General features: G+C 43.9%; 3 protein-coding genes. 1 reads left to right on the top strand and 2 read right to left on the bottom strand.

The genetic code is table 11. The features are described from left to right. Positions 1-173: 173 nt before the first annotated feature. Entirely contained in the window at positions 174-341 is a 168-nt protein-coding gene (locus tag ACFWX1_RS48105) for a hypothetical protein (protein ID WP_378396632.1), read from the bottom strand. A gap of 455 nt (positions 342-796) precedes the next feature. Between ACFWX1_RS48105 and ACFWX1_RS48110 the strand changes: the two genes are divergently transcribed. Further along, the gene (locus ACFWX1_RS48110) at positions 797-1,276 is read left to right on the top strand and encodes a DUF3967 domain-containing protein (RefSeq protein WP_041332654.1); all 480 of its coding nucleotides are present in this window, start codon (positions 797-799) and stop codon (positions 1,274-1,276) included. Positions 1,277-1,286: 10 nt separating this feature from the next. Here the strand turns inward: ACFWX1_RS48110 and ACFWX1_RS48115 are convergent. Continuing rightward, positions 1,287-1,625 (bottom strand): hypothetical protein (locus ACFWX1_RS48115; protein ID WP_378396633.1); only part of this gene is annotated, 339 nt, incomplete at its 5' end.

The raw sequence follows: 1,625 nt of genomic DNA on the forward strand, positions 1-1,625 counted from the left end.
ATTCAATCCCCCCAACCCCCCGCATCTCCGGGGGGCTCCCTCGCCGGTTGGCGTCAAACAAACGGGTTTGTTTGAGTGCTGAAAGGGTCCGGGTGGCGCTGAGCGAGTCAACTCCTTAATCCTCCCTACGGTCCGGTTACCGTTGACTCACGCCAAGAGCGCACGCTGCCCATTTAGAGATAATACAGCTCCAACGCTTTTCTTATGTATTCTTCTTCTGTGATTTCTCCATGAAACCGCCTTTCTAAAAGCTTTTCCTCTCCTTCCGTCAACACTATACCCTCAAAGCCAAGGGTTGCTCTTACATATTTCATCCCTGTTTCAAAATCAATCTCTTGCATTACTACCCCCTCCTCTTTATCAAAAGCCCCTGCGGGTCATTTCCGCCCGTACGCCCCAATATATTTGGTGCGTATAACTGGGCACTCCGTGATCCATGAGTAACCACAGATATTTTTAGCCATATTATGAATAAGCCCGTTTTGATGCACACTCAAAGGATGGGTTCATTCTACACTTTCGTTTGGCTTACTTTTCTTGTCAGATTCAACCCCAAAAGAACTGACCAGGATTCCTCGGGTTTCCGTATCAGTTCTTTCTTTTTCTCCGCTCCAAAACAAACTCGAACTTAAAAAATCGCCTTTAACCCCTTGATATAACTGACTTTCTCAGTTCATTTAGTAACGCAGCGTTCCTTTTCAATTGCACCCTTTTACAAAACAACTCAAATAAAGGGTGCAGTACTTAAAGGGCTTTAGCCTCGCTATAGCGAACCCTTTTTAAGGGGTGATTCGTGATGGATATGGGAGTTAAATTATCGTCAAAAGACGTCGCAAAACATCTCGGTATAGAGCCTGTGACCGTCCGCAAGTATGCAAGTATGCTTGAAGAACAAGGGTATTCATTCAATAAGGACTCAAAAGGATGGCGACTCTATACCGAGGATGACGTAAAGACTTTAGAGTATCTATGTACAATGACTAAAATCAATGGACACTCACTCGACGAAACGGTAAAGCATATAGCCAGCCTATATCGTTCAAAACTGACCATATCGGATACCGCTACATCGCTACAAGACAATCCTTTGATTGAATTCATGAAGCGACAGGAAGACTTCAACCGCCGCATGGCAGAACGGATGGAGCAATTCGAAAAGAGACAGCAAGAAAGGCACGAGACACTCACCGCTGCATTACGTGAGTCCCTTGAGACACAAAAAATGATCGCAGCCACCAAACAAAAAAAGTGGTGGAAATTTTGGAAGGGCAATTGATTGCCCGTTTTCACCGCTCTAATTCATTGTCCTTGTATTTATTGGCTTCTCTAGGCATTCCAGCCGTACGGAAAAACGATGCCGCTAACTTCCGCATCTTTGGCAATTTTTCTTTAGCCCACTGAACCATTTTGTCTTTCCATTGTTCCAGTACGGCAACTCTCTCTTTTAGTGTCTTATTTTCCTTTTTTAACGCCTTGTTTTCTCCAGCCACTTTTTCAAGCGTTTGATTCTGCTTCTTGGCGAAACTCAAAACCTCAGCATACTGCCCGTTTCTCTTATCAAGTTCCTGTTTTTGTTTTAAGCTCTCCGCAGCTTCGCTATTTATTTGTATGATCAAAAGTTTTTT

Source organism: Amycolatopsis sp. NPDC059021, from assembly GCF_042739895.1.
In the GTDB taxonomy this organism is placed as follows: domain Bacteria; phylum Actinomycetota; class Actinomycetes; order Mycobacteriales; family Pseudonocardiaceae; genus Amycolatopsis.

Bases quoted from the DNA above. Each gene is read 5' to 3' on its own strand.
- ACFWX1_RS48110 (WP_041332654.1), top strand. From the start codon at position 797: ATGGATATGGGAGTTAAATTATCGTCAAAAGACGTCGCAAAACATCTC.
- ACFWX1_RS48105 (WP_378396632.1), bottom strand. From the start codon at position 341: ATGCAAGAGATTGATTTTGAAACAGGGATGAAATATGTAAGAGCAACC.